Origin of the sequence: Rhodococcus sp. 06-156-4, assembly GCF_002259345.1 — a bacterium.
Lineage (GTDB): Bacteria > Actinomycetota > Actinomycetes > Mycobacteriales > Mycobacteriaceae > Rhodococcoides > Rhodococcoides fascians_E.
The window spans coordinates 296,185-320,735 of the sequence record NZ_NPGB01000028.1 but is presented as its reverse complement, the minus strand read 5'-3'; the positions used below and the strand labels follow the sequence as shown (position 1 = coordinate 320,735).

22 protein-coding genes and 1 riboswitch are annotated in these 24,551 nt (G+C 66.5%); of the genes, 10 read left to right on the top strand and 12 right to left on the bottom strand.

Annotated features, from left to right (window positions below; all coding sequences use genetic code 11):
• The first annotated feature begins 57 nt into the window (after positions 1-57).
• Complete coding sequence (locus CH290_RS21415; protein WP_080748778.1) at positions 58-2,475, top strand: serine/threonine-protein kinase; 2,418 nt, start codon at positions 58-60, stop codon at positions 2,473-2,475.
• Here the strand turns inward: CH290_RS21415 and hpt are convergent.
• From hpt to dacB, 4 genes are read right to left on the bottom strand one after another with little or no spacing between them, the layout of a single operon-like run.
• Positions 2,466-3,017: a hypoxanthine phosphoribosyltransferase gene (gene hpt, locus CH290_RS21410; protein WP_019663052.1), complete on the bottom strand. Its 552-nt coding sequence runs from the start codon at positions 3,015-3,017 to the stop codon at positions 2,466-2,468. The two genes, CH290_RS21415 and hpt, sit on opposite strands and share 10 nt — an antisense overlap.
• A gap of 34 nt (positions 3,018-3,051) precedes the next feature.
• Complete coding sequence (gene tilS / locus CH290_RS21405; protein WP_033190143.1) at positions 3,052-4,065, bottom strand: tRNA lysidine(34) synthetase TilS; 1,014 nt, start codon at positions 4,063-4,065, stop codon at positions 3,052-3,054.
• Positions 4,041-5,063 (bottom strand): zinc-dependent metalloprotease, encoded by a 1,023-nt coding sequence (locus CH290_RS21400; RefSeq protein ID WP_230594357.1) that lies wholly within the window; start codon positions 5,061-5,063, stop codon positions 4,041-4,043. Before CH290_RS21400 ends, tilS begins: the two co-directional genes overlap by 25 nt.
• 53 nt (positions 5,064-5,116) lie before the next feature.
• Positions 5,117-6,526: a D-alanyl-D-alanine carboxypeptidase/D-alanyl-D-alanine endopeptidase gene (dacB, locus tag CH290_RS21395; protein ID WP_033190141.1), complete on the bottom strand. Its 1,410-nt coding sequence runs from the start codon at positions 6,524-6,526 to the stop codon at positions 5,117-5,119.
• Positions 6,527-6,704: 178 nt separating this feature from the next.
• On the opposite strand from dacB, the gene CH290_RS21390 reads away from it, so the two are divergent.
• Both CH290_RS21390 and CH290_RS21385 read left to right on the top strand, forming a co-directional pair.
• Positions 6,705-7,196: an inorganic diphosphatase gene (locus CH290_RS21390; protein WP_026347416.1), complete on the top strand. Its 492-nt coding sequence runs from the start codon at positions 6,705-6,707 to the stop codon at positions 7,194-7,196.
• A gap of 80 nt (positions 7,197-7,276) precedes the next feature.
• The gene (locus CH290_RS21385) at positions 7,277-7,726 is read left to right on the top strand and encodes a PAS domain-containing protein (protein ID WP_019663047.1); all 450 of its coding nucleotides are present in this window, start codon (positions 7,277-7,279) and stop codon (positions 7,724-7,726) included.
• A gap of 90 nt (positions 7,727-7,816) precedes the next feature.
• Here CH290_RS21385 and CH290_RS21380 read toward each other — a convergent pair whose 3' ends face one another.
• Genes CH290_RS21380 through CH290_RS21370 form a run of 3 tightly spaced genes read right to left on the bottom strand, consistent with a single transcriptional unit; the run spans position 7,817 to position 10,255 of the window.
• Positions 7,817-8,893, bottom strand: coding sequence for a GGDEF domain-containing protein (locus tag CH290_RS21380; protein WP_020110924.1), 1,077 nt, complete (start codon positions 8,891-8,893; stop codon positions 7,817-7,819).
• A 59-nt stretch (positions 8,894-8,952) separates the two neighbouring features.
• On the bottom strand, positions 8,953-9,426 hold the full coding sequence (locus tag CH290_RS21375; protein ID WP_230594322.1) for a MarR family winged helix-turn-helix transcriptional regulator: 474 nt from the start codon (positions 9,424-9,426) through the stop codon (positions 8,953-8,955).
• A gap of 1 nt (position 9,427) precedes the next feature.
• Positions 9,428-10,255 (bottom strand): crotonase/enoyl-CoA hydratase family protein, encoded by an 828-nt coding sequence (locus CH290_RS21370; RefSeq protein WP_019663044.1) that lies wholly within the window; start codon positions 10,253-10,255, stop codon positions 9,428-9,430.
• A 269-nt stretch (positions 10,256-10,524) separates the two neighbouring features.
• Here CH290_RS21370 and CH290_RS21365 point away from each other — a divergent pair, with 269 nt between their 5' ends.
• Positions 10,525-11,031, top strand: a complete 507-nt coding sequence (locus CH290_RS21365; RefSeq protein ID WP_019663043.1) for a 2-oxo-4-hydroxy-4-carboxy-5-ureidoimidazoline decarboxylase — start codon at positions 10,525-10,527, stop codon at positions 11,029-11,031.
• A gap of 30 nt (positions 11,032-11,061) precedes the next feature.
• Here the strand turns inward: CH290_RS21365 and fepB are convergent, their stop codons facing one another.
• Positions 11,062-12,072: a Fe2+-enterobactin ABC transporter substrate-binding protein gene (gene fepB / locus CH290_RS21360; protein WP_020110926.1), complete on the bottom strand. Its 1,011-nt coding sequence runs from the start codon at positions 12,070-12,072 to the stop codon at positions 11,062-11,064.
• Between the two features lie 38 nt (positions 12,073-12,110).
• On the opposite strand from fepB, the gene fes reads away from it, so the two are divergent.
• Positions 12,111-13,340, top strand: coding sequence for an enterochelin esterase (gene fes, locus CH290_RS21355; RefSeq protein ID WP_033190140.1), 1,230 nt, complete (start codon positions 12,111-12,113; stop codon positions 13,338-13,340).
• 13 nt (positions 13,341-13,353) lie between these two features.
• On the opposite strand, the gene CH290_RS21350 is transcribed toward fes, so the two are convergent.
• Together CH290_RS21350 and CH290_RS21345 are read right to left on the bottom strand one after the other, a co-directional pair.
• Positions 13,354-13,575, bottom strand: coding sequence for a DUF6480 family protein (locus CH290_RS21350; protein WP_019663040.1), 222 nt, complete (start codon positions 13,573-13,575; stop codon positions 13,354-13,356).
• Positions 13,576-13,645: 70 nt separating this feature from the next.
• A complete protein-coding gene (locus CH290_RS21345; protein WP_033190139.1) occupies positions 13,646-14,227 on the bottom strand; it encodes a TetR/AcrR family transcriptional regulator in 582 nt (193 codons plus the stop codon).
• A gap of 112 nt (positions 14,228-14,339) precedes the next feature.
• On the opposite strand from CH290_RS21345, the gene CH290_RS21340 reads away from it, so the two are divergent.
• Genes CH290_RS21340 through CH290_RS21330 form a run of 3 tightly spaced genes read left to right on the top strand, consistent with a single transcriptional unit; the run spans position 14,340 to position 16,809 of the window.
• On the top strand, positions 14,340-15,332 hold the full coding sequence (locus CH290_RS21340; RefSeq protein ID WP_019663038.1) for a hypothetical protein: 993 nt from the start codon (positions 14,340-14,342) through the stop codon (positions 15,330-15,332).
• A gap of 5 nt (positions 15,333-15,337) precedes the next feature.
• Entirely contained in the window at positions 15,338-16,300 is a 963-nt protein-coding gene (gene alc, locus CH290_RS21335) for an allantoicase (RefSeq protein ID WP_033190138.1), read from the top strand.
• Positions 16,301-16,335: 35 nt separating this feature from the next.
• The gene (locus tag CH290_RS21330) at positions 16,336-16,809 is read left to right on the top strand and encodes a YbaK/EbsC family protein (protein WP_019663036.1); all 474 of its coding nucleotides are present in this window, start codon (positions 16,336-16,338) and stop codon (positions 16,807-16,809) included.
• Positions 16,810-16,840: 31 nt separating this feature from the next.
• On the opposite strand, the gene CH290_RS21325 is transcribed toward CH290_RS21330, so the two are convergent.
• On the bottom strand, positions 16,841-17,350 hold the full coding sequence (locus CH290_RS21325) for a hypothetical protein (RefSeq protein ID WP_230594324.1): 510 nt from the start codon (positions 17,348-17,350) through the stop codon (positions 16,841-16,843).
• Positions 17,351-17,488: 138 nt separating this feature from the next.
• Positions 17,489-18,832: an aminotransferase class V-fold PLP-dependent enzyme gene (locus CH290_RS21320; protein ID WP_033190137.1), complete on the bottom strand. Its 1,344-nt coding sequence runs from the start codon at positions 18,830-18,832 to the stop codon at positions 17,489-17,491.
• A gap of 51 nt (positions 18,833-18,883) precedes the next feature.
• Positions 18,884-18,999, bottom strand: a riboswitch (SAM riboswitch).
• A gap of 227 nt (positions 19,000-19,226) precedes the next feature.
• On the opposite strand from CH290_RS21320, the gene CH290_RS21315 reads away from it, so the two are divergent.
• Together CH290_RS21315 and CH290_RS21310 are read left to right on the top strand one after the other, a co-directional pair.
• Entirely contained in the window at positions 19,227-23,192 is a 3,966-nt protein-coding gene (locus CH290_RS21315; RefSeq protein WP_052083227.1) for a Pls/PosA family non-ribosomal peptide synthetase, read from the top strand.
• The gene (locus CH290_RS21310) at positions 23,189-24,535 is read left to right on the top strand and encodes a M1 family metallopeptidase (protein WP_033190136.1); all 1,347 of its coding nucleotides are present in this window, start codon (positions 23,189-23,191) and stop codon (positions 24,533-24,535) included. Before CH290_RS21315 ends, CH290_RS21310 begins: the two co-directional genes overlap by 4 nt.
• The last annotated feature ends 16 nt before the right edge of the window (positions 24,536-24,551 follow it).

The window sequence follows — 24,551 nt, the reverse complement described above, 5'->3', positions numbered from 1 at the left end:
GCCGGTCACGAAAAAATACCAGCAGTGCTTGGGCAACTTCGGGTCTATCGTTGGTCCGTGCAGCCCGGCTCGGATGGAGTCAGTGCCTTCGCGAACGACGTTCCGGCCAGTGCGGACGCCGTCCGGACGGTTGCCGCTGCCCGGCTAATACCGGGAGACGCAGAACGCAGGTTGCGGCGGGATTGGCGTACCGCTCGGGCCGAGGGCGGGTCGGTGGTGCCCGACCTGGCGGATTATCTCCCCGATTCTGAGTCGATCCGGCGCCGGTGTCTGATGCAGTTGATCGCCGTCGACCTTCAGGAGCGGTGGCTGCGGGCGCATCGACCGAAGCGGCTGGCCGAGTACTGCGCTGATTTCCGCTCGATCCTGACCGATTTCGACGTGGGATCACTTCCGGTCGACCTGGTCTACGAGGAGTTCTGCATCCGCCGCCAGAGCGGGGATTCGGTGACGCCCGCCCAGTACGTCCGCGAGTATCCGGCGCACGAGGACGCGTTGGCTCGGTTGTTGAACATCGGCAGCGGCGAGAACACCGAGATGCAGTCCCCCGACCTGGACGCGACGGGACCACAGGAGACGATCTCGCAGGACACAAGCCCCCAGGACTCGAGATCCCAGGACACGAGACCGGGGGCGGCGCCGACACACCCCGGATCTTCGGACGAGTTGGAGGATCTCGACGCGGGTGATCGCGTCGACGATTTCGATCTGCTGATGGGCCTCGGCCGCGGCGCGTTCGCCCGCGTGTTCCTGGCCCGGCAACGTTCGATGCAGCGAATCGTCGCGGTGAAGATCTCCTCGAACCACGGCAGCGAGCCGCAGATGCTCGCCCAGCTCGATCACGACTACATCGTCCGAGTCTTCGACCAACGGATACTTCCCGGTCGAGGGCTGCGTCTGCTGTACATGCAGTATCTGCCAGGCGGGACACTTCTCGATCTTCTTCGTCGAGTGCGTGCCTGCCCGGTCGAATCGCGCAGCGGTCAGCTGCTGCTGGACACCGTCGACGCCGCACTCGAATCGCGAGGAAGCGTTGTTCCGACGGATTCGTCCATCCGCGAACACATTTCGACCCTCTCGTGGCCGGAGACCGTCGCGTGGCTTGGGCGGCGACTCGCGGACGCGCTGCACTACGCCGGCGTGCATGGAATTCTGCACCGCGACATCAAACCGGCAAACATTCTGCTCACCGCCGAAGGCGTGCCCAAACTCGCCGATTTCAACATCGGATTCTCCGACCAGGTCGACGGTGACAGCCCCGTCGCCTACTTCGGCGGATCCCTGTCCTACATGTCCCCGGAACAGCTGGAGGCGTGTCACCCGTCGCGACCGGGACGTGCCGACCAACTCGACACCCGCAGCGACCTGTATTCCCTCGGTGTCGTGTTGTGGGAGTTGCTCACCGGCAGCAAACCGTTCGACGACGCAGCGGCGGCGAACGTCGACGGAGACCGCACGGTGATCGACGCGCTGCTGACGGCCCGTGAGGACGGCGTGACGGCTGCCGCGCAGGCGTCGCTGCCTGCGGACTGTCCGGCCACGTTGCGTCGCGTACTGCTGACCTGCCTGTCCGCCGACGTCGACCAGCGCCTGCCGGGCGGTCACGACGTGGCCCAACAGTTGGATCTGTGCCTGGATCGTCGTGCGCGTGCTCTGGTCGACCCGCCGCCGACGAGTGCTCGCGCCCGGCTTCGACCGTTCACGGTGCCGGTGATGACCGCCGCGATCGGGATCCCCAACGTGACGGCGGCCGTCTACAACTACCAGCACAACAAGGCGCTCATCATCGGCGATCTGATCCCGGTGGCGCAGGACAGATTCGAGACCGTCACGGTGGTGATCAACGGTTTGTTCTGGCCGATCGGGCTCGCCCTCATCGTCTACTTCTTCCGACATGTCCTGGCGGTTCCGGCCGCCCTGCGCGGCGGGCGCGACGTGTCCGACGACCGACTGGCGCAGGCTCGGGCAGACACCCTTCGTGCGGCGGGCAGGGTCGTGGCGGTGTGCCTCGGACTGTGGATATGTGCCGGAATTGCGTTTCCGGTGTCCCTGCAGATCGCCGCCGGATCGGTACCGGGTCAGGCGTACGTCCATTTCATCGCGTCACTGGTGGTCTGCGGCGCGATGGCGACGGCCTATCCGTTCTTCCTGGTGTCGCTGTTCACCGTCCGATGCCTGTACCCGTCACTTCTTCCGTACGGAAGCGCAGGCGACAGGGATCACGCGCTGCTCGACGCACTGAGCCGTCGAAGCGTCGGCTACCTGACGGTCGCCGCCGCCATCCCACTGGTTGCCGTCGCCGGTCTCACGTTCGTTCCGGCGTCGGACATCCCCGGCGTCCTCGACGTCGTGCGCGTGGTGTGCATCGGGGGCATCGCCGCCTTCGTGGCGTCGTACGCGATCTTCCGGTCGGTGGAGCTCGACCTCGGTGCGCTACGTCGAGTGGTGACGCGTAAGCCGACGAATCAGCTGTAGACGTGCGGTGCGAGCGTCCCGATGTACGGCAGGTCCCGGTACCGCTCGTTGTAGTCCAGGCCGTACCCGACGACGAACTCGTTGGGGATGTCGAAACCGACATCGGAGACCTCGACGTCGACCTTGATGGCGTCGGGCTTACGCAGCAACGTCACCACCGACAGGGACGCCGGGTTGCGCGTCGCGAGGTTGCGCTTGAGCCAGGACAGCGTGAGGCCCGAGTCGATGATGTCCTCGACGATGAGCACGTGCCTGCCGTTGATGTCGCGGTCCAGGTCCTTCAGGATCCGCACGACGCCCGAGGACGACGTGGACGATCCGTACGAACTGACGGCCATGAACTCCAGCTGCGTCGGAATGGGGAGGGCACGCGCGAAGTCCGTCATGAACATGATGGCGCCCTTGAGCACGCCGACCAACAGCAGATCACCCTCCGGCGCATCCACCGGGTACCGCTTCGCGATGGTCTCGGCCAGCTCGGCGGTGCGGTCTCTGATCTGCTCTTCCGAGATGAGAATCGATTCGATGTCGCCCTCGTACACGCCGGGTCCCTTCAGGTGTTTCTCGTGGTCGGATTCAGTTCCATTCGAGCTCTGCGTTCAGCCTGCCATGTCGGCGCCCCACCACCAACCTGGCACCCGTCGGCGCACCGCTCACTGCGACTCCCCCTTGCCCGCGCCACGCACCCACGAGATCGTCGACGAGCCGTAACTGTTTGTCCGACAGTCCTTTCGCGCCGCGCTCCAACAGCCACAGCCGCAGTGCTCGTCGACGAAGCGCAGCAGGGCGCTCGGTGAGCATCGTCACCAGAACCGCGTCACCGTCGCGCGCGAGGTCGAGCAGCTCGGCGGCCAGGTCGTCGAGAACCTGCGCGTCCTCCCGTATCTGCGCGGCCGTCCGGCCGAGGGCCTCCGCGACAGCGCCGCCGAGGACGTCGTCGAGCAGCGGCAGGACTTCGTGCCGGAGCCGGACCCTGGTGAACGCAGCGTCGGTGTTGTGCGGGTCCTCGAACGGGACGACGCCGAGTTCGCGGCACGCCTGACGGGTCACGGATCGACGCACGCCCAGCAGCGGACGTCCCCACGGGTCGTCCCACGCCTGCATTCCGGCGATCGAACGCGGACCGGATCCCCGACCCAGGCCGAGCAGCACGGTCTCGGCCTGATCGTCGAGCGTGTGCGCGACCAGAACCGGCCTGCCTGCACGCGCGTCGCCCAACGCGTCGTACCGGGCGCGCCGGGCGGCCGCCTCCATCCCACCGCAATTTCCGACGTCGACCGTCAGGACCACCGCATCACTGCATCCGAAGGCCACGGCCTGCGCTGCCGCCGCAGCCGCGACGGCGGCGGATCCTTGCTGCAGACCGTGATCGACGACGAGGGCGAGAACATCCGGTACCTCGGCGACTGCGGCTGCGGTCAGGGCCAGCGAATCCGCGCCACCGGACAGGGCAACGGCGACGGGTCCCCCGCCATGATCGGCCGACCACGAGCGGACGGCATGCCGGACGCCCAGAATCGCCGGTTCCTCGGGAAGCAGCACCGGCTGCGCCTGATCGGACCGACTCAGCCGAGGACGCGCGCGATCCACCGGTCCGGGTCCTCGATCTCGGGGAGCAGCGGCAACGTGTCACCGTCGGTCCAGATCGTGTTGAACCGCTCCATCCCGACTGCGCCGACGACGTGGTCGACGAAGGCCTTGCCGCGCACGTACTGCGCCATCTTCGCGTCCACGCCGAGCAGCGCCCGAACTACTCGCTGGAGAGGGTTCTGCTTTCGTCTCCGACGACCGTCGAACGCACTGCGGATCTGGGCGACGGACGGGACGACCGCGGGCCCGACTGCGTCCATGACGTGGTCGGCGTGGCCTTCGAGGAGGGTGCCGAGCACCAGTAGACGATCGATCGCGTCGCGCGTCTGCGCCGGCTGCGTCGCGCGGAGCAGCCCGACGATTCCGGCGTCCTCGGCCTTGTCCGATCCCTTGCGGTTCTTGAGCGCAGTGGTGAGCCGGGACGCGACTTCGCTCACCGGCTCGTCGACGCCGTCGGAGAGCAGGGCCACGTTGCTGCGCATGTACTCGCCCAGCCACGGCGCCGACGAGAACTGCACGCGGTGAGTCACTTCGTGGAGGCAGACCCACAGGCGAAAGTCACTGGGCGACACTCGAAGTGCGCGTTCGACGGCAATGATGTTGGGCGCGACGAGAAGCAGTGTTCCGTTCTCACCCGTGAACGGATCATACTGTCCCAGAATGGCGCTCGACAGGAACGCGAGCATCGCCCCCGCCTGCAATCCCGCGGGCTTGCCACCGAGCAGGCCGGACGGCTCGGTGTCCGCCTCCCCGGTCAGGTGCTTCATCGACGCGGCGGCGGCCTCGATCCAGCCCGCGCGGTCGACGATCTGCGCCTGCGGCACCGCAAGGCCGTCGGCCAGTCCGGTGGTGTCACGAACCGGACCCTCGGCACGGACGGACGCCTCGGCGAGTTCGGCGACGATGGCATCGGCGGTGTACCGGGACGTCGACGGAGGCTTCGGGGCGAGTTTGGCGCCGGTCTTCGACGCCAACGCCCAGTCGACGGACGCCCCGATCCCGCCGGGAGCCTGGGTGTCGTCCTCGCGCTGTGAATCCGTGTTCGAGCGGGTCACCGGCAACCACACATCCTGAGTGTCGACGCCACTGCGTCCAGTGCCGGCCGTGAAATCTCCGGCGGTCGGTCGTTGGACATCAGAGCGAACGTGAGTGCCCTTCCGTCGACGTCGACGACGTATCCGGCGAGAGCGCTTGCTGCTGACAGTGTGCCAGTTTTCGCCCTGACCCATCCGGCTCCGATGCGGTCGTCGCTCGCGTACCGGTCGGACAGGGTTCCGGTGGAACCGGCGACCGGCAGGTAGTCGAGCATCGGGCGAAGCTCTTCGCGCTCGGTACCGGCGGCGGACGTCAGGATCTGATCGAGGATTCGGGCGGGTATGCGGTCGTCGACGGACAGGCCGGACGCGTCGTGCAGTGTCATTCCGGTGAGGTCGTAGCCTGCCGAGAACAGCGCCTGCCCGATCGAGTCCACCGCCCCGGTGAACGACGCCGACGTGTTCGTCTCGATCGCGATCTCGCGTCCGATGGCTTCGGCGAGGACGTTGTCGGACCGGCCCATCATCTGACCGAGTCGCTCACGCAGTGGCGCCGACTGCACACTGGCAACCTTGTCGGCTCCGTCCTGCGCCGTTCCGATCGTGACGCGCGCCTGGTCGATCCCGAGCCCACGGGCAAGCGCGCGACCGGCGTCGAGGGCAGGCTGGGCACTGCGGGGCGACTCGTCCTCGAGCGGTACCGACCTGCCTCCGTCGATCATGATCGGTTCGATGGGCGTGATGTAACCGGCGGCAACGTCCGGATCGAACCATCCCTGCGCCATCGTCGGGCCGGAGTAGATCGAGGTGTCGACGACGATGCGGTCGACGGGCACACCCGAACGCTGGATCTGCTCCACGAGATCGTCGATCCGTGCCGCTCCCGGATAGAAGCCGGGGCTTCCCTTCGGCTGGGCGGTGATGGTCGGGTCGCCCGCGGCGACGATCACGATCTCGCCGTCGTTCTGCCCCTTGACCACCCGCGTGGTCACTCGGTGGTTCGACGGCATGGACAGCATCGCCGCGGCCGCGGTCAGCACCTTCGTCGTGGACGCAGGAGTCATGGGGGTGTCGCCGCCGGAGGACCACAGAACATCGCCGCTGACCGCGTCGGCGACGACTCCGGTGAACGCGCCGAGTGCGTCCACTCCGACGACCGGCGCCAGGGCGGCCGCCACGCCTGCTGCGGTGGGCGCGACTGCAGCATCGGAGACCGGGGTGAACGCCGGATCGAGCTGGATCGGATCCGGTTCGGGTGCGGACGCGGCCTGCGACTCGTCGCCCGAGATGCCGGGAACTATCGCGGCGACCGCGGTTCCGCCCGCGGCCAGGGCCACGATCACGCCCAGCACGAGCAGGACTCTGGTCCGTCGGCGCTTGCGCCCCGCCGTCGGGCCGAGAGAACGCTTGGTCAACCCCGCCACCATTCCTCCGTCAGTTCAATCTCGCCATGTGAGCAGAAATGTGTCCCCCAGGACGCATTTCTGCTCACAACGGCTCGGCGACAGTCCCTCAACACTATCGCCCTGTCCGGTACGCTTGCGCCGCCACCATCGTGCGTCACTTCGGGCGCACCCAACGTAGAAGAAGAGCGAGGGCGTGCACGTGTCGTTCGACGTCACCATCGAGATCCCCAAGGGTCAGCGCAACAAGTACGAGGTCGACCACAAGTCGGGTCGCGTTCGGCTTGACCGCTACCTCTACACGGCGATGGCATACCCGGCCGACTACGGCTTCATCGAAGGCACCCTCGGCGAGGACGGCGATCCGTTGGACGCGTTCGTTCTGCTCCCGGAATCGGTGTTCCCCGGCGTCATCGTCGAGGCACGCCCGGTGGCGATGTTCAAGATGGTCGACGAGGCGGGCGGCGACGACAAGGTGCTGTGCGTTCCCGCAGGCGACAAGCGCTGGGATCACATCCAGGACCTGTCCGACGTGTCGACGTTCGAGCTGGACGCCATCAAGCACTTCTTCGTTCACTACAAGGACCTCGAGCCGAACAAGCACGTCACCGCAGCCGACTGGGTGGGGCGCGCCGAGGCAGAAGCGGAAATCGCTGCATCGTTCAAACGTTTGGCGGACAATCCGGAGCACTGACACACGATGCTCGGCCATCGTGGGGTGAAGAGAGAACTTCGAGCAACGTAAACCAGGGAAAGCATCAGGTGGGGAGAAACATGACCGACAGCAACACGACAGGCGAGCGTCGTAATTCGGAATCGAGAGCCATTTCCGATCCGGCACAGTTTCCCGATCTTCCCGTCACGGTCGTTCTCGACCGGATCCCGGTGCCGATTCTGGCCGTCGACCCCAGTGGCGCGATCGTGTTCGCCAACGAGGCGTTCGACGAGCTCTTCGGCACCGACCGGTCCGAGCCCGCGGACTTCCACCTGCACGACATCTTCCCCGACCAGGCGCCCGAGGGCGTCAACGTCGCGGACATGTTCCTGACGACCGTCGCCACCCGCGCCGACTCACTGTGGCGCATGACCGACAAGACCGGTGACGTTGTTCAGGTCCGGGCCAGCAAGTCGATCCTTCGGCGTGCGGAGGACAACCTGGTGCTCGTCGCACTCGAAGATTTCACCGATCAGCTCTGGAACGACCCGAAGAGCGCACTGCGCTGACGGCTCGGCCCACGTTCCGCATGCCTCGACAGGGGCCCGCGGGACGTGGGCTGTCTGCTTGGCATGGGCTGTTCACTTGACGTGGGCTGTTCACTTGTCGAACACACGCACCTGATTGCCGCCCGACCGTTTCGCCTCGTACATGGCGGCGTCGGCCTTCAGCAGGGCTGAATGGATCATCGCCGACGCATCCTGTGGCTGCAGGCTCTTCCACCGATCGACGGACACGACGGCGGCTCCGACGCTTCCCGTGATCGACACTTCGTCGGCGGGCTCGTGCAGAGATTCGAGGATCATGCCCGCGACTTCGGGCGCCTGCGACCTGGTCACTCGTACCGCAGCCGTGAACTCTTCACCACCGGTGCGGGCGACGCAGGACTCGTCGGGCACGACGGCTTCGAGACGGTGCGCCGTCGACCTCAGCACCCGGTCTCCCGCTGCGTGGCCGCGACTGTCGTTGACGGACTTGAACCGATCGAGATCGACGACGAACACTGCGACGTCGTCCCCGTCGCCGGACTCGGTGAGCAGTCGTTCGATCCGAACTTCGAATCCGCGTCGATTCAGCAACCCGGTGAGCGAGTCGGTGACCGCGAGTTCCAACTGAGCTTTGATGACGGCTCGGAACACGATCACGGAGTTGACCACGACCAGGGCGACGAGCGCCTGGGCCACGACGGACGCGGCGTCGTGCACTCCCTCGATGTAGGTGCCGACGGCCAGGACCACGATCACCGCGCTGACGAAGAGAGAATGCAGCCGTAGAACCGTGGTGGACGAGAAGTACGCGATGTAGATGCCGATCACGGCGAACAACACGGTCGCGTACAGCGCTAGCCCACGCTCGTCGAACGTGAACAGAACGGTGGCCACGCCCACGTCGGCGTAGAGGACGAACCATCCCGGCATGCGCACGACTTCGCGGCCGTGCACCCACCACCACCCCCCGACCGGGAGAGTCGAGAGCAGCACGGCACCACACAGAATGCGCCGGAGATCCGACGACGGGCCTTCGTCCGAGAGCATCACCACGGCGCCGATGACGGCGAACACGGGAACGAGAACCGCGATACCGAGACCGACCCTGCGCTCGAGTCGATCCGCCGGGGCGGAGCCTGAGTGCGGACGGAAGGTACGCGGGAACCACCGTCGTGTGCCGTCCAGCACCGCGTCCTCCCTTGTGGTCAGCGTGCCCGGGATTCGATGTCTCCGAGCGATCGACTCGTTCAGTCGCGGCCGGAGGGCGCGTCGGGCCTGACTCGCTCGTAGTCGGTCAGGAACCGGTCCAGCAGGTCGACGAGCGCAACTCGATCCTCCTGAGTCCAATCGGCCAGTACCAGCCCGAGGCTGTCGGTGCGCTTGCGGTGCATCCGGTCGGCGACGCTGCGGCCGGTCTCGGTGACCGCGAGAACGTACGCCCGGCCGTCCTTCTCGTCACGCACTCGCTGTACGTGGCCGTGCTCCACCAGCTGCGCAACCTGCCGACTCACGGTCGACGGGTCCGAGTTCACCAGAGTCGCAAGCTCACTCGATCGCATCGGCCCGTCGCGCAGCAGCCGGAAGAGGCAGACGAACGCTGCGCCTTCCACTCCACCGGACTCGACGGACATCTGAGCCAACTTGCGCTCGCGAATGCGCTGCAGTCGGACGAGCTGAGTGCCCAGTTCCTCGGCGGTGTCGATGTCGGCGGTACCGCTCATGTCAGCTGCCACTGAAGTTCGCCGGCCGTTTCTCGAACACGGAGGTGATGGCCTCGGTGAGGTCGTTCGACGCCAGGAACGCTGCGTTCCAGGCCGCAACGTAGCGGAGACTGTCGTCGACGGCGGCGGACCGCGAATGGTCGAGAACCGTCTTGATCCCGTGTACGACGAGCGGAGGGTTGGCGGCGATCTCCGCCGCGGTCGCCCGAGCGCCTGCGAGCAACGCGTCCTGATCCTCGAAGACGTCGTTCACGAGCCCGATCTTCTCCGCACGAGCGGCGTCGATGTCCTTGCCGGTGAGCGCGAGCTCACGCAGGTGTCCGTCGCCGATGATCGCGGGTAGACGTGCAAGCGAACCCATGTCCGCGACGATCGCGACCTTCACCTCTCGAACACTGAACTTGGCATCGGCACTGGCGTAGCGAATGTCGGCGGCGCTGATCAGGTCGAGGCCACCGCCGATGCACCAGCCGTGCACCGCCGCGACGACGGGCTTGCGGCAGTCGGCGACGGCGTTCGAGGCCAGCTGCATGCGCTTGATGGTGTCGTGGAAGGTGGTGCGCGGACCCGCGAGCGCCTTGTCCGCCATCAGCGGCGCGAACTCCCCGCCCATGGCAGCCAGATCGAGGCCGTACGTGAAGTTCTTGCCGGATCCGGTGAGCAGAACTGCGCGCACCTCGTCGTCGGCGTCCAGCTCGGCGAACAACCGCGGGCACTCGCTCCAGAAATCGGGGCCCATCGCGTTGCCCTTACCCGGCCCGAGCAGCGTCACCGACGCGATATGGTCGGAAATCTCGACCGAGAATGCGTTCCAGTTCCGTTCCGTCATGAACCCGAGAGTAACAAGCCTGGGGCAGCCCACCTCGGCTGTCGGTGTAGGTCGCAGCAACAGCAGTTTGCTCGTCCTCCACTCGCCCTGCACATGCTGACCCACACCCCACGAACGAAACGACACCGACGACCCCGCACCGTTCCGAACGGCGCAGGGGCTCGGGTCGGGAGGGCTGGAAGTGCAGCACCGTGTTACGCCGCGTTACGCCTGGGCTAAGACCCTGCTCAGGCCTGGAGTTCGCATCCTCGGCGGCTCATGATTTCTTCATGATGATGCACCAGGGACTCGGGCTCGAGACGTTCAACGATCTGCCGCGTCGCAAAGCGGTGCACGCGCTGTACGAGTGCAGCTGTTCGCACACGTGGGCATCACGAGTCGCCGACGCGCGGCCGTACGGGTCGTACTCCGAGTTGTTCGCGCGGGCGGATGCAGAACTTGCGGAGCTGTCCGACGCAGACGTGGACTACCTGGCGTCGACGCTCCGGCCTGTCGGACGTACGTGCGCTGGGATGGATCCGGCGACGCAGAGTGTGTTCATCGACGCGTGCCGCATGTACATCGAAAGGTTCGGTTACGGCTACATCGTGTGCTCGACGATGCTCGGTGACGATTCCTTCCGTCTCGACCCCCGCGCCGTGCTCGTCGACCTGGGGCATCGCCTCGACAATTCCGACGAGACCGAACGCAAGGTCATGCGGGACGAGCTGGCGAAGATCAACCGCACGCGCATCGAGCGCGTACTCGGCCCCGAGGACGGTTGGCCGCCGTACTGACGTTCGGACGATCAGCACGGCGGCCACTCGTCAGGACAGTTCTTCCTGCAGGCGCTCGACGAAGTTGGTTGCGCTGTAATAGTCGAGCCGGAACGTGTCCAGTCCGACGGCGTAGACGTGCTGTTGCTGCACGGCGGGAGTCTGTGCGAGCAGGGCGTCGGCTCGGTACTCGGCCACGTCGGTGTCGTCGGCCGTCACGAGAACGACTGTCTGCCCGGCCAAGGCGAGCGAGTAGTTCTCGGGCGAGATCTGGACGATGTCCTTGCGCGCACCCATCGACGTGTCACCCAGTGCGGCCGAGGGGATGTCGGCGAGAGTGAATCCCAGCTCGGTCAACAGACTTCCCTGCGCGGATTCTTCCGTCCACACGTTGGACCCCTCGGCGCCGTTGTAGACCAACGCCGTGGTCGGCTGCGGCGGCAAGGCCATCTCCGCCTTCGCAGACGCCACCAGATCCTCGAACGTCGCGATCTTCTCCTGCGCTTGCGCCTCGTGGCCGGTCGCTTCGCCGAGAAGTTCGGTGACGTCCTGCCACGAGTTGTTGCCGTAGTCCACGACGATGGTCGGCGCGACTGCACTCAACTGGTCGTACAGGTCGATCGCCGAGTCCGCACCGGTCTTGGAGACGACGATCAGGTCCGGGTTCTGACCGATCACCTGCTCGACGTCGATGTCCGTCGCGGGAAGCGGTTTCACGCCACGTTCGGCCGCGATGCCACCCCACTGCGTGAAGAATCCCTGACCGTCGGCGACGTCGGTGTTCGGCGACGTCGCCCCGCTCGCGACCACGGGAGCATCGATCGCCAGCAGACTGCCGGTGAGGGTGACCGCCGTGGACAGAATTCTCTCCGGCTGCGCCGGAATCTCCACCGGCCCCTGTTCGGTGTCGACCGTTCGGGGCCAGGATCCGTCGGAGGACGCTACTGCTGTTGTCTCGGAGTTCTCGGCCGCGTCGTCGGCGGACGAACTGCAACCGACGAGGGCGACCGTCGACGCGATCAGTACCGCCGCGGCGCGGGTGAAGGTACGGCTGGTGGGCACGAGGAATGAACCTTTCGATCTGAGGTTAGGCTTGCCTGATGGTAGTTGATGTGGAAACGACAGTGCGCTCCCAGCTCGCGGAGGCCGGATCCGAGCCCGAGTTCTGGAAACGCGTCTCGCGCGCGGGAACTCCGCGAATCGCGGCCGTGGCCGACGGTCGCGTGCAGGTCGGCTTTCTGTACAGGCACTCCAGCGGCGCGGATCCGGCGCGCGTGTATTTCGACGCGAGCTCGTTGACCGACCATCACAGTGCGCAGTTGACGACGATGCGTCGACTGGACGACACCGGCATCTGGTTCTGGTCCACCGAGGTCGCATCGACGTGGCGCGGCAGTTACCGGTTCGTGCCCGCATCGGCGGAGTTGGTTGCGCAGGTGGATCCGCCCGGGATAGCCGACACGGTAGCGGGGGTCCGATCGAGGTTCCTCGGGCTTCTCGATCATGCGGTGGCCGACGAGTTCAATCCACGACGGTCCTCGGCGTCGGGCACGGACCGGGCGTCATTGGCCGAGATGCCGGACGCGCCCGTCCAACGCTGGTGGCACGAGGCGGACAAGACCGGCGAGGATCCGCACGAACTGGTCTGGGACAGCACTGTACTCGGCAACAGCCGACGGGTCTGGGTGCACCGGACCCCGGGAGACGTCGATGCACAACGCCCCCTGGTGATCGTTCTCGACGGCGAGCGCTGGGTGGAGGACAATCCGCTCGCGCCGGTTCTGGACCTGGCCACCGAGGCGGGCGAGTTCCCCGCGGCTGTCCTGGTGTTCGTTCACACGATCGACAACGACACACGGGGTAGGGAACTCCCCTGCAACGCCGATTTCTGGCGAGCGATCACCGACGAGCTGCTGCCGCTGGTGGCCGACATCACACCGTTCACCGACGATCCGACGCGCACTGTTGTCGCCGGGCAGAGCTATGGCGGCCTGGCAGGGATGTTCGCCGCACTGACCCGGCCGGACCGGTTCGCGCTGGTGGCGAGCCAGTCGGGCTCCTTCTGGTGGCCGCAGATGCCGCACGGCGACGTGCAGGGCCCACTGGGTGGGCGCATCGCGGACATGATTGCCGATCAGGCGGTTTCGCCGTTCCGCGTGGACATGACGGTGGGGATTCACGAAGGGCACATGCCGGCGAACAACGAGCGCATTGCGGACATGCTGCGAACTCGGGGCATCGACGTTCGATACTCCGAGTTCGACGGCGGTCACGAATGGCTGTGCTGGAGAGGCGAATTGGTCGAATCGTTGATTCGACTCCTGGGTTGAAGCTCTAACGGCGCTAGAACAGATCCAGCGTCCGGCCGACGAAGGCAAGCACGACGATCACGACGATCAGTCCGATCACACCGAGAACAACAACGGGCATGGCCAGGCTGCGCTGCGGGGGCTCGTGCTGCGGTCCGCTCACTCCCGTCTCGGCGGGAGGGGTATCGCCCGGCGTGACGCCGCCGCCGGCCTCGAGGCCTGCAGTGTCGTCGGGTTCAGGATTTTGAGCAGTCATGAGTCGTAGTTACCCATCCCTGTCGGCTCCAATCAGGAGTGGAGCCTGCGAGATTTCGGGATGCCCGGGTTCAACGTTCGAGAGCGGCGCGTGCGATTGCGCCGGTGAAGAGGGCGGAGATGGCGTCGCCGATGGCGTCGTGGTCGATCTTCTCCGGGTCGACGGAGTGTTCGACGGCGAGGCCGGAGATCAGGGCGAGCAGTGATGTTGCGACGCGGCGTGCGTCGATTCCGGTGCCGACGCCCCAGTCGTCGGCTCGTTCGGCGATCAGTCGTTCGAGTTCGTCGCGGAGTCGGCGGCGTTCGTGTCGATATCCGTCGGCGAGGCTGGGGTCTCGGCCGGCTTGGATCCCGTATTCGGTGACGAGCAGTGGCCAGCGCGGTTCGTCGACGACCCAGGAGGCGATGGCGTCGCCGCTTCTGCCTGCGGCGTCGCCCGGGCCGAGGCCGGAGACGGTGTCGATGACGCGGGTGGCGAGGTCCATCGACTTCTTGGACAGCAACTCCGCGAAGAGTGCCTGTTTGGATTCGAAGTTGGAGTAGACGGCGCCCTTGGTGAATCCGGCTCGGCGGGCGATGTCCTGCAGTTTGGCTGCGGCGTAGCCGTTCTCGGTGAATTCGTCGGCGGCGGCGTCGAGCAGTCGTTCGCGCACGTTTTCGCGGCCGGGACGTTGTGTCGGCGCCCACGTTGCTTGACCCTGTCGGTTCACGATACCTAGAGTATTCAATACCTGAGGTATTCACAATCGTGTCGGAGGAGATCGCATGCGCAAGGTCGTCTGGATCGCGTTCGGGGTACTACTGCTCCAACTCGGCTTCATCGCGAGCTATGTTGCCGCGTTCCATCAGCCCACCCCGCGGGAAATACCCATCGCGGTGGTGGCCGAGCAAGGTCTGCCCGCAGGAATCGACACCGACACCGCGGACAAGCTCAACGCCATCGACGGCACACCTCTCGACGCGCGCGCGGTCGCCAGCACCGAAGATGCCAGGTCGTTGATCCGCGACCGCGAGGTGCTGGGCGCCTATGTCGTCAGCGCCTCGGGCACGGACACGGTCATCACGGCGAGCGCCGCGGGAAGCTCCATCTCCGCTGCCCTCGAGTCGATCTTCACCGAGGTCGAGGCCTCACAGGGCCGCCAGTTCGTCGTCCGTGACGACATCCCCGTCGGGATCCACGACAACCGCGGACTGTCCGGGTTCTATCTGTCCGTCGGCTGGGTCGTCGGCGGATACCTGCTGGCCGCCGCGATCGGCCTGCTCGTCGGCGCCCCGAAGTCCCGCCGCGACGCCGCTGCCCAACTCGGAATCTTCGCCGCGTACTCCGTGCTGTCCGGTGCGCTGGGAGCGCTGATCGTCACCCACCTGCTCGGCACGTTCGCCGGTCACTGGTTCCCGCTGTGGCTCCTCGGCACCGGAGTGGTGTTCGCGACGTCGATGTTCACGCTCGGGCTGCGCGCAGCCATCGGAGTGGCGGCGGTACCGATCGCCATCATCGTGTTCGTGATCCTCGGAAACCCAAGTGCCGGAGGCGCGTTCGGACCCTACGTACTCCCCGAGTTCTACGCCGCCGTCGGGCGGTGGATCACGCCGGGAATCGGCACCGAGGGTGTGCGCAGCATCGTGTACTTCTCCGGGACGGGCCTCGGTCAGCCTGCACTGGCCCTCGCGGCGTATTCGGCGGTGGGGATCGCCCTGCTGTTCGCCTTCACGAAGGCCGCACGCACCGAGCAACCGGACGCACTCCCAGTATCCTGACCACCATGACAACCACCTTCCCCCTCCCCTTGCCAGATCTCGCGGTACGCACTCTCGGTGGCGCAGTCGTGTGGGCGAACGACGAAACGTTCGCGGAGAAGGAGAATCTGGTCAAGCCGGGGAAGGCCGATTACCAGACCGCCACCTTCGGTCACAAAGGGCAGATCTACGACGGCTGGGAGACGCGGCGGCGTCGCGAATCGGGTTACGACGAGGCCATCGTGCGGCTCGGAGCGCCGGGTGTCGTCGACGCAGTCGTCGTCGACACCGCCTGGTTCACCGGCAATTACCCGCCGGAGATTTCCGTCGAAGCGGCGTCCGTCGAAGGCTTCCCGTCGGCGAAGGAACTGTACGAGGACACCACGTGGGAGACCATCGTCCCGAAGAGCGCCGTCGAGGGCGACTCCGAGAACCGTTTCAAGGTGGCCTCGGAGGAGCGCTGGACCCACGTCAAGCTCAGCATCTACCCGGACGGCGGTGTCGCGCGGTTGCGAGTGCTGGGCCGAGGAAAGCCGGATCCGCGCTTCATCGCCGCAGGCCCGTTCGATCTTGCGGCGCTCGAGAACGGCGGGTACGTCTCGGCGTGCTCCAACATGTTCTACAGCTCACCCAACAATCTGTTGTTCCCCGGACCGCCTCGCTCGATGGGCGAAGGATGGGAGACATCACGCCGCCGCAACGACGCCAACGACTGGGTCCAGGTCACTCTCGCCGGAACGGGCACGATCCATCTGGCCGAGCTCGACACGTCGTGCTTCCTCGGAAACGCTCCCGGTGCTGCGTCGTTGACGGGCAAACTCGGAAACGGTGAATGGATCGAACTGCTGCCGCGCACTCGTCTGCAGCCGGACACCAGGCATCGCTTCCTGCTCGATCACTCCGAGCCGGTGTCCGAGGTGCGCATGGACATCTTCCCCGACGGCGGCATGGCGAGGCTCAGGCTGTTCGGCGAACTGCGCAACGAGTAACTGCGAACGGGGCCGAGTGGCAATACCATTGGAAGATGCCCCGGCTACTTCACCCGAACGCAGCCCACGTCGCGGACATTCTGATCTCGCGCGGACACCACGGCGTCGTCGTCACCTCGCCCGAGCCGACACCGACGGCCGAGGCCGCCGCTGAATCGTTGGGTGTCGCCGTCGGCGCGATCGTGAAATCGCTGGTCTTCCTGCTCGACGACGATCCGGTTCTTCTGCTCGTGTCGGGTGCGCATCAGGTGAACCTGGAGGCGACAGGCGCCCGCCTCGACGGAACGTTGACGCGTGCCCCGCTCGACCTCGTCAAGCACGCGACCGGGCAGCCGATCGGCGGCATCGCGCCCGTCGGGCACCCCACCAACCTGCCCACCTACGTGGACGAGTCGCTGGCCGAACACAAAGAACTGTGGGCGGCGGCGGGGCATCCGAACACTGTCTTCCGGACCACCAGCGCGGAACTACTGCGCATCACCGCAGGACTCGCGGTCGACGTCACCTGAACGCGTGACCCGACCGCGAGGGTGACCTGGATCAGGACGCCAGCACTCGGCTGCGACGAGCGACGCCTGCACCTTCGAGAACTGCATCCGCTGCGAACACCACGCCGCGGTCCTCCAGCCACGGCACGACGCCGTCGGCGACGCGGTCCAGATTCCGGGACGTGGGCCCGACGGGCAGGAGGGTCACACCGTCGGCGACGTCGGCGGCCTTGACATCGGCGATCAGGCCGGCCAGTCCGGAGGGTGTGCCGACGTAGCGAATCGACCCGGGCACCGTAGGCGCGTCGAGGGCCGCGAACTCGCGGCGAGCCGTCCTCGCGTCGTCGGCGATGTGGATTTCGATGTCGAGGAACACGGCGACGCTGTCCGCGTCTTTGCCCGCCTCGACGGCCTCGGCGCGGGCACGAGCTCGTGCCTGCTGCCCTTCACGAAGGTCGGCGGCTTCGATCCGCACGATCGTCTCGGTGGGGGCTGCGTCGGTGATTTCGGTCCACTGCGACGGGTGGACGAGTGCTACGCGTACGGCTGAACTGTTCGACATGAAGGTGAAGTCCTTCTGGTGCAAGCAGGGATATGACGGCTGAGGCCTAGCCCGAACGCCTACACGACCCCGAGGCGGTACGGCACAGATCGACGTAGCGATCCGACCAGAGTCCGCTCTGCGACAGAGCAATTGCTGTCATGAAGCGATGCTAACCGTTTGTGTGGCGCATGGGGATCCCACGCCTGCGGCACCGTCGGCCAGATCGGGGAACGGGCGGGGATCCGGCACCGGATTCCACCATCCGCCGTCCTCCTCGTACGTCCAGGACGGTCCGTCGGTTGCGAGGGTCCGGACCGCGTCGATCAGCCTGTCGACGTCGCCTCCGGAACTGCCGAGCCCCAGGCTGGCGCGTACGGCCCCGCCTGCGTGGCCGAGCCTGGACAGCAGTGGATGCGCGCAGAACTTGCCGTCGCGCACACCGATTCCGTGCTCTGCCGACAGGTACGCGGCGATCTCGCCCGGGCCGTACCCGTCGACCGTGAATGTGACAATGCCCACAGTGTCCGGTGCGTCGTTCCAGACCGTCAGAAGGCCGACGCCGTCGATCGACGACAGACCGTCGCGCAGACGGTCGGACAGTTCGCGCTCGTGCGAGATCGATCCTGCCGACTCGTGCCGAGCCAGCGCCTCGCATGCCGTGGCCAGTGCGACGACTCCCAGGACGTTCGGAGTTCCGGCCTCGTGCCGTGCGGGGACCGGCGCCCATTCGGTCCGATCGATCGAGACCGAGCGCACGGCGCCGCCTCCGGCGAGGTACGGCCCGGCCGCGTCGAGCCAGTCCCGCTTGCCGACGAGGACGCCTGCACCGTGCGGCGCGTACAGCTTGTGGCCGGAGAACGCGAGGTAGTCGACACCCAGATCACCGATGTCGATGCGGCGATGCGGCACCAACTGCGCGCCGTCGACGAGGATGCGCGCACCGTGCGAGTGCGCGAGCTCGGCCAGTTCGCGGATCGGCAGCACCTCTCCGGTGACGTTCGACGCGCCGGTGATCGCCAGCAGCGCAGCGGGTTTCGTCTCCAGCTCGACCTCGATGCGCGTCAGCGTCTCGGCGATCGAGTCGGCGGCGACCACAACGCGACGATCCCTCCACGGCAACAGGTTCGCGTGGTGCTCGATGTCCAGCACCACGGTGTCACCCGGTACACATCCCGCGAGCAGGTTCAGCGAATCCGTGGTGTTCCTGGTGAAGACGACGACCGAATCCGGTTGTGCGCCCACGAAATCGGACACCGTCACCCGGGCCTTCTCGTACGCGGCCGTGCACACACGGGATGCGTACCCGGCTCCGCGGTGCACGCTCGAGTAGTACGGAAGCAACTCGGCGATCCGTGCGGTGACCTCGGCGAGCGCAGGCGCGCTGGCCGCGTAGTCGAAATTGGCGTATGTGCAACTCGTTCCGTCGACCAACGGGACCTGAAGGTCAGCTCCGCTGACGGCCGCGAAAGACGCACACGAGTTGTTCAGAACAGCAGTCATGACAAATAACCCCTTGTCGATCAAGGGACCCGACGTACCTGTCGGAAATCGAGTCCGCGCTTGCTGCACCGGTTTTCCGGCGCCAGCCAGGTCGTCACCCGGAGCACCCCACCGCGGAGGAGGGTTGCCGACCAGCAAGCCGGGGCTCGATGCTGGTACTCATGACCTGAAAAGAGGATGGCAAACGCGGCGAGGGATTGTCAACCTCCCAGGTAGGAAACCCTTCGACAGGGGCGAACGGGGCACTTCCTAGTAGAATCCGCGCAATGCCGAGCTACGACTTGTGTCGGAAGGGGACAGCCGAGACTGTTCACCTTCTGGACAACCGAACATGAGATAACGACGCGCGACGTTCGTTCGAATTTCGGTACCACACGAGAAGAAGGACACCCGGTTGTCTGTGCAATCACCATCGGAAACGGCCGACACCCGCAACGGGGTTCCGCCCGAGTTCCTGCGCGGTGAGCGTGCTCCACAGGAACGCACGCTCATCGACATCCTGCGGTCCACGACGTCGCAGTTTCCCGACGCACCGGCCATCGACGACGGCACCGTCTCCGTCAGCTACCGCGAACTGCTCGAGGACATCGACGAAGGCGCTCAGTGGCTGGCCAGGGCCGGCGTCCGGCGCGGCGATCGCGTCGGCATCCGGATGCCGTCCGGTTCCTTCTCCCTGTACGTCGCGATTCTGTCGATCCTGAACGCAGGCGCCGCCTACGTGCCGGTCGACGCCGACGACCCCGACGAGCGGGCCGAGCTCGTCTTCGGCGAGGCCAAGGTGACCGCCGTCGTCACGGCAGGCGGTATCGCCGCCGGTACGGCCGAGAAGCAGGACACCCCCGCCCCTGATGCTCTGACGACCCCGACTCCCGACGACGACGCGTGGGTCATCTTCACCTCCGGCTCCACCGGCACCCCGAAGGGTGTTGCGGTCAGTCATCGCAACGCGGCGGCGTTCGTCGACGCCGAAGCTCGGATGTTCATGCAGGACGATCCGCTGGGACCGGGCGACCGTGTCCTCGCCGGCTTGTCGGTGGCTTTCGACGCCTCGTGCGAGGAGATGTGGCTGGCGTGGCGGCACGGTGCATGCCTGGTGCCCGCTCCCCGGTCCCTGGTGCGCAGTGGATTCGATCTCGGGCCGTGGCTGGTGTCCCGCGACATCTCCGTCGTCTCGACCGTCCCGACGCTCGCTGCCCTGTGGCCTGCCGTCGCGTTGGAAGCCGTCCGGCTGCTGATCTTCGGCGGAGAAGCGTGCCCGCCGGAACTGGCCGAGCGCCTCGCCGTCGACGGCCGCGAGGTGTGGAACACCTACGGACCCACCGAGGCCACCGTCGTCGCCTGCGCGTCGATCATGGACGGCAAGGGACCCGTTCGGATCGGCCTCCCGCTCGACGGGTGGGATCTGGCCGTCGTCGACGGGTCGGGCCACCCTGTTGCCGTCGGCGAAGTCGGTGAGCTGGTGATCGGCGGCGTCGGCCTCGCCCGCTATCTCGACCCGGCCAAGGACGCCGAGAAGTACGCGCCGATGCCGACGCTCGGATGGGACCGCGCCTACCGCAGCGGCGACCTGGTGAAGCTCGAGCTCGAAGGCCTGCTGTTCCAGGGCCGCGCCGACGATCAGATCAAGTTGGGCGGCCGACGCATCGAGCTCGGTGAGATCGACAACGCACTGCAGGCGCTTCCCGGTGTCGGCGGTGCGGCTGCTGCCGTACGCAAGACCGGCGCAGGCAACTCGGTGCTCGTCGGCTATCTGGCCAGCACCGATCCTCACTTCGACCTGGAAGCTGCTCGCCGGATTCTGGCCGAACAGTTGCCGTCGGCACTCGTTCCGCGGCTCGCGCTCGTCGAGGAAATGCCGACGAGGACGTCGGGCAAGGTGGACCGCAACGCCCTGCCGTGGCCGTTGCCCGGCATGGGCGAGGGCTCCGATCTCGCCGGCACCGCAGGATGGGTCGCCGGGCTGTGGACCAACATCCTCGGCGCGCAGGTCTCCGACGAGAACGCGGACTTCTTCCAGAACGGCGGCGGATCCCTGTCCGCGGCTCAGCTGGTGACGGCACTGCGCGAGCGATTCCCGGAGATCACCGTCGCGCAGCTCTACGACCACCCTCGTCTCGGGTCGCTCGCGCGCTACCTCGACGAGTTGAAGCCGCCCGTCGAGGTGGTTCCGCGTGAAGTCGAGCCGACGTCCAGGTCGGCCCAGTGGACGCAGATCGCGGCCACGGTCCCGCTGACGACGTTGACGGGTCTGCAGTGGATCACGTGGCTGGGGATCCTGTTCAACGTGATGAGCTGGTTCGCCGAGGTTCCGTGGGCGCCGACGGTGTCCTGGTGGTGGATTCTGGTCGCGTTCGTCGCGTTCATCACTCCGGTCGGCCGCATGGCGATCTCGGTCGTCGGTTCGCGCGTCCTGCTGGCCGGTCTGAAGCCCGGCGCGTATCGACGCGGCGGTAGCGCACACATTCGTCTGTGGACCGCGACGAGGCTGACCGACGCCAGTGGCGCGTCCAACCTGTCCGGTGCTCCGTGGATGGTCTACTACGCCCGCGCGCTCGGCGCGAAGATCGGCAAGGGCGTCGACCTGCACACCCTTCCCCCGGTGACCGGGATGCTCGAGCTGGGCGACGGTTGTTCGGTCGAACCGGAAGTGGATCTCAGCGGCCACTGGATCGACGGCGACATCGTCTACATCGGCGGTATCAAGATCGGTGCGGGCGCTACCGTCGGGGCTCGGTCCACACTCCTGCCGGGCACGACCGTCGGCAAGAACGCCGTGGTGAGTGCGGGCTCGGCCGTCGTCGGCCGGGTCAAGGCGGGTCAGCTGTGGGCCGGATCGCCCGCGCAGAAGGTCGGCAAGGCCGAGCATCCGTGGCCGGAGGAGACTCCCCCGCGGGCCACGCGCTGGGTCCTCGCCTACGGTGTCGCGTCGCTGATGCTGTCCGGGATGGCGATCTTCTCCCTCGGTGTGTCGCTCGTACTGATGGGGTGGTGGCTGCACACCGCGACGACCCTGCTGGGTGCCGTCGGGCGCGCGGCGATCATGCTTCCGGTCGCCACGCTCGTCTCGCTCGGTGTGTTCGCGCTGATCACTCTGGTGGCGGTCCGCCTGCTCGGCATCGGCCTCACCGAGGGATATCACCCGGTACGGAGCCGCATCGGTTGGCAGGTGTGGGCGACCGAACGCCTGATGGACTCGGCCCGCACGTTCCTGTTCCCGCTGTACGCGTCGCTGCTCACGCCCCACTGGCTGCGGTTGCTGGGCGCGAAGATCGGCAAGGACGTCGAGGCATCGACCGTGCTGATGATTCCCAAGTTCACGACCGTCGCCGACGGTGCATTCCTGGCCGACGACACGATGGTCGCGAGCTACGAGCTCGGTGGCGGGTGGATGCACCTGGGTGACGCGAAGGTCGGCAAGCGTGCGTTCCTCGGCAACTCCGGGATGACCGGACCGGGCCGCACCGTGCCGAAGAACGGCCTCGTCGCGGTCCTGTCGGCGACGCCGGACAAGGCGAAATCCGGATCCTCGTGGCTCGGCAGCCCGCCGGTGAGGTTGCGCCGGGCAGCGGGCCGGGCCGACTCGTCGCGCACGTTCGATCCGCCGGTGAAGCTGAAGATCGCGCGATCACTCGTCGAGACGTGCCGCCTGATCCCGGTGATGGTCACGTTCGGAATCGGGCTCGGCGTTCTGTTCGGGCTGACCGCCATCGCCGACGCCGTGGGCTTCTGGCTGGCCGCGCTGCTCAGCGGCCTCGTCCTGCTGCTCGCCGGAGCTGTCGCGGCCGGAGTGTCGGCCGCCGCCAAATGGGTGTGGGTCGGCCGCATCGACAAGGTCGAGCATCCGTTGTGGAGTTCGTTCGTGTGGCGCAACGAGGTGGCCGACACGTTCGTCGAGACCGTTGCCGCACCGTGGTTCGCACGGGCCGCCGAGGGTACTGCTGTGCTGAACATGTGGTTGCGCTGGCTCGGCGCCGACATCGGACGCGGAGTGTGGTGTGAGACGTACTGGCTTCCGGAGGCTGATCTCGTGACTCTCGCCGACGGCGCGACCGTGAACCGAGGGTGCGTTGTGCAGACACACCTGTTCCATGATCGGATCATGTCCATGGACAGCGTCACTCTGGGACGAGGAGCAACCTTGGGACCGCACTGCGTCGCGTTGCCTGCCGCCGGTATCGGTGACGGCGCGACGGTCGGTCCTGCATCATTGGTTATGCGCGGAGACACGGTTCCCCATCACACCCGTTGGCAGGGCAACCCCATCGCTCCCTGGGCCAAGGGCGACCCCTTCGCACGCATCGTGACCGCGGCCCCCCACGACAGTCGTTCCGGCGGGCTCGACTCCGGGGCCGGCCTATGAAATTCGGTGGCTCCAAGTTGGTGACGCCGACGTTCGACATCGACGGCGCAGACCCACCGATCGACGACTACCTGCCACAGAACGGCAATCGCGGCTACCGGGTGTCGCGGTACGAGTTGGACCTCGAGTACAAGGTCGAGAGCAACCGGCTCGCCGGTAAGGCGAAGATCACGGCGGTCACCACCGACACCGTCTCGAAGTTCGCGTTCGATCTCGGCCCGGCACTGCGCGTGTCCAAGGTGACCGTCAACGGTTCACGGTCGGTGAAGTTCAGCCAGCACCGAGGCAAGCTCAAGATCACCCCCGCCAAGCCGGTTGCGTCGGGGGCGGCGCTGGTGGTGAACATTCAGTACAGCGGAACCCCGAAGCCCATCGACGGGTTCTGGGGCGAAGTGGGCTGGGACGAGCTCACCGAGGGTTCCATCGTCGCGAGTCAGCCGAACGGCGCGGCGTCGTGGTTTCCGTGCGACGACCACCCCGTGTCGAAGGCCAGTTACGGGATCACCATCACGACCGATTCGCCTTACTACGCCATCGCCAACGGGACACTGGTTCGCAAGCAGACTCGTGCCAGCCGCACCACGTGGGTGTACGAGCAGCCGGAGCCGATGGCCACCTACCTCGCGACCATCCAGATCGGCCCGTACAGCCAGCACACCATCACCGAGTCTCCCGTCCGCATGAAAGCCGTGCTGCCGCACCGGCTCAGGCCCAATTTCGAGCACGACTTCGGCCGTCAACCGCAGATGATGGAGACCTTCACCCGCCTCTACGGTCCGTATCCGTTCGCCGCGTACACCGTGGTGGTCACCGACGACGACCTCGAGATCCCCATCGAAGCGCAGGGACTGTCCATCTTCGGCGCCAATCACTGTTCCGGCACACGGTATTTCGAGCGGCTCGTGGCGCATGAGCTCGCCCATCAGTGGTTCGGCAACAGCCTCACTCTCGGCAAGTGGAAGGACATCTGGCTGCACGAGGGGTTCGCCTGTTACTCCGAGTGGATCTGGGCGGAGAACTCCGGCGGCTCGTCCGCAGCGGAGAAGGCCCGACGCGTACACACCATGCAGCGAGGGCTTCCGCGGGATCTGATTCTGGGAGATCCGGGGCCCGCGAAGATGTTCGACGACCGCGTGTACAAGCGCGGCGCGTTGACGTTGCATGCGCTGCGCACCACCATGGGCGACGACAAGTTCTTCGAACTGATTCAGGAATGGACGTCGAAGTACCGCTATTCGACCGTCAGTACCGCCGATTTCACGGATCTGGCGTCGCGCTTCGGAGCCCCGCGGTCGCTGTGGGACGCCTGGCTGGGGCAGGAACAGCTGCCCGCTCTGCCGTAGTTCTCGAACCACGGCA

Bases quoted from the DNA above. Each gene is read 5' to 3' on its own strand.
- fes (WP_033190140.1), top strand. From the start codon at position 12,111: ATGGTAGTTGATGTGGAAACGACAGTGCGCTCCCAGCTCGCGGAGGCC.
- CH290_RS21320 (WP_033190137.1), bottom strand. From the start codon at position 18,832: ATGACTGCTGTTCTGAACAACTCGTGTGCGTCTTTCGCGGCCGTCAGC.
- CH290_RS21365 (WP_019663043.1), top strand. From the start codon at position 10,525: ATGATGATGCACCAGGGACTCGGGCTCGAGACGTTCAACGATCTGCCG.
- CH290_RS21310 (WP_033190136.1), top strand. From the start codon at position 23,189: ATGAAATTCGGTGGCTCCAAGTTGGTGACGCCGACGTTCGACATCGAC.
- alc (WP_033190138.1), top strand. From the start codon at position 15,338: ATGACAACCACCTTCCCCCTCCCCTTGCCAGATCTCGCGGTACGCACT.
- CH290_RS21370 (WP_019663044.1), bottom strand. From the start codon at position 10,255: ATGACGGAACGGAACTGGAACGCATTCTCGGTCGAGATTTCCGACCAT.
- dacB (WP_033190141.1), bottom strand. From the start codon at position 6,526: ATGGTGGCGGGGTTGACCAAGCGTTCTCTCGGCCCGACGGCGGGGCGC.
- CH290_RS21330 (WP_019663036.1), top strand. From the start codon at position 16,336: ATGCCCCGGCTACTTCACCCGAACGCAGCCCACGTCGCGGACATTCTG.
- CH290_RS21325 (WP_230594324.1), bottom strand. From the start codon at position 17,350: ATGTCGAACAGTTCAGCCGTACGCGTAGCACTCGTCCACCCGTCGCAG.
- CH290_RS21340 (WP_019663038.1), top strand. From the start codon at position 14,340: ATGCGCAAGGTCGTCTGGATCGCGTTCGGGGTACTACTGCTCCAACTC.
- CH290_RS21350 (WP_019663040.1), bottom strand. From the start codon at position 13,575: ATGACTGCTCAAAATCCTGAACCCGACGACACTGCAGGCCTCGAGGCC.
- CH290_RS21375 (WP_230594322.1), bottom strand. From the start codon at position 9,426: ATGAGCGGTACCGCCGACATCGACACCGCCGAGGAACTGGGCACTCAG.
- CH290_RS21385 (WP_019663047.1), top strand. From the start codon at position 7,277: ATGACCGACAGCAACACGACAGGCGAGCGTCGTAATTCGGAATCGAGA.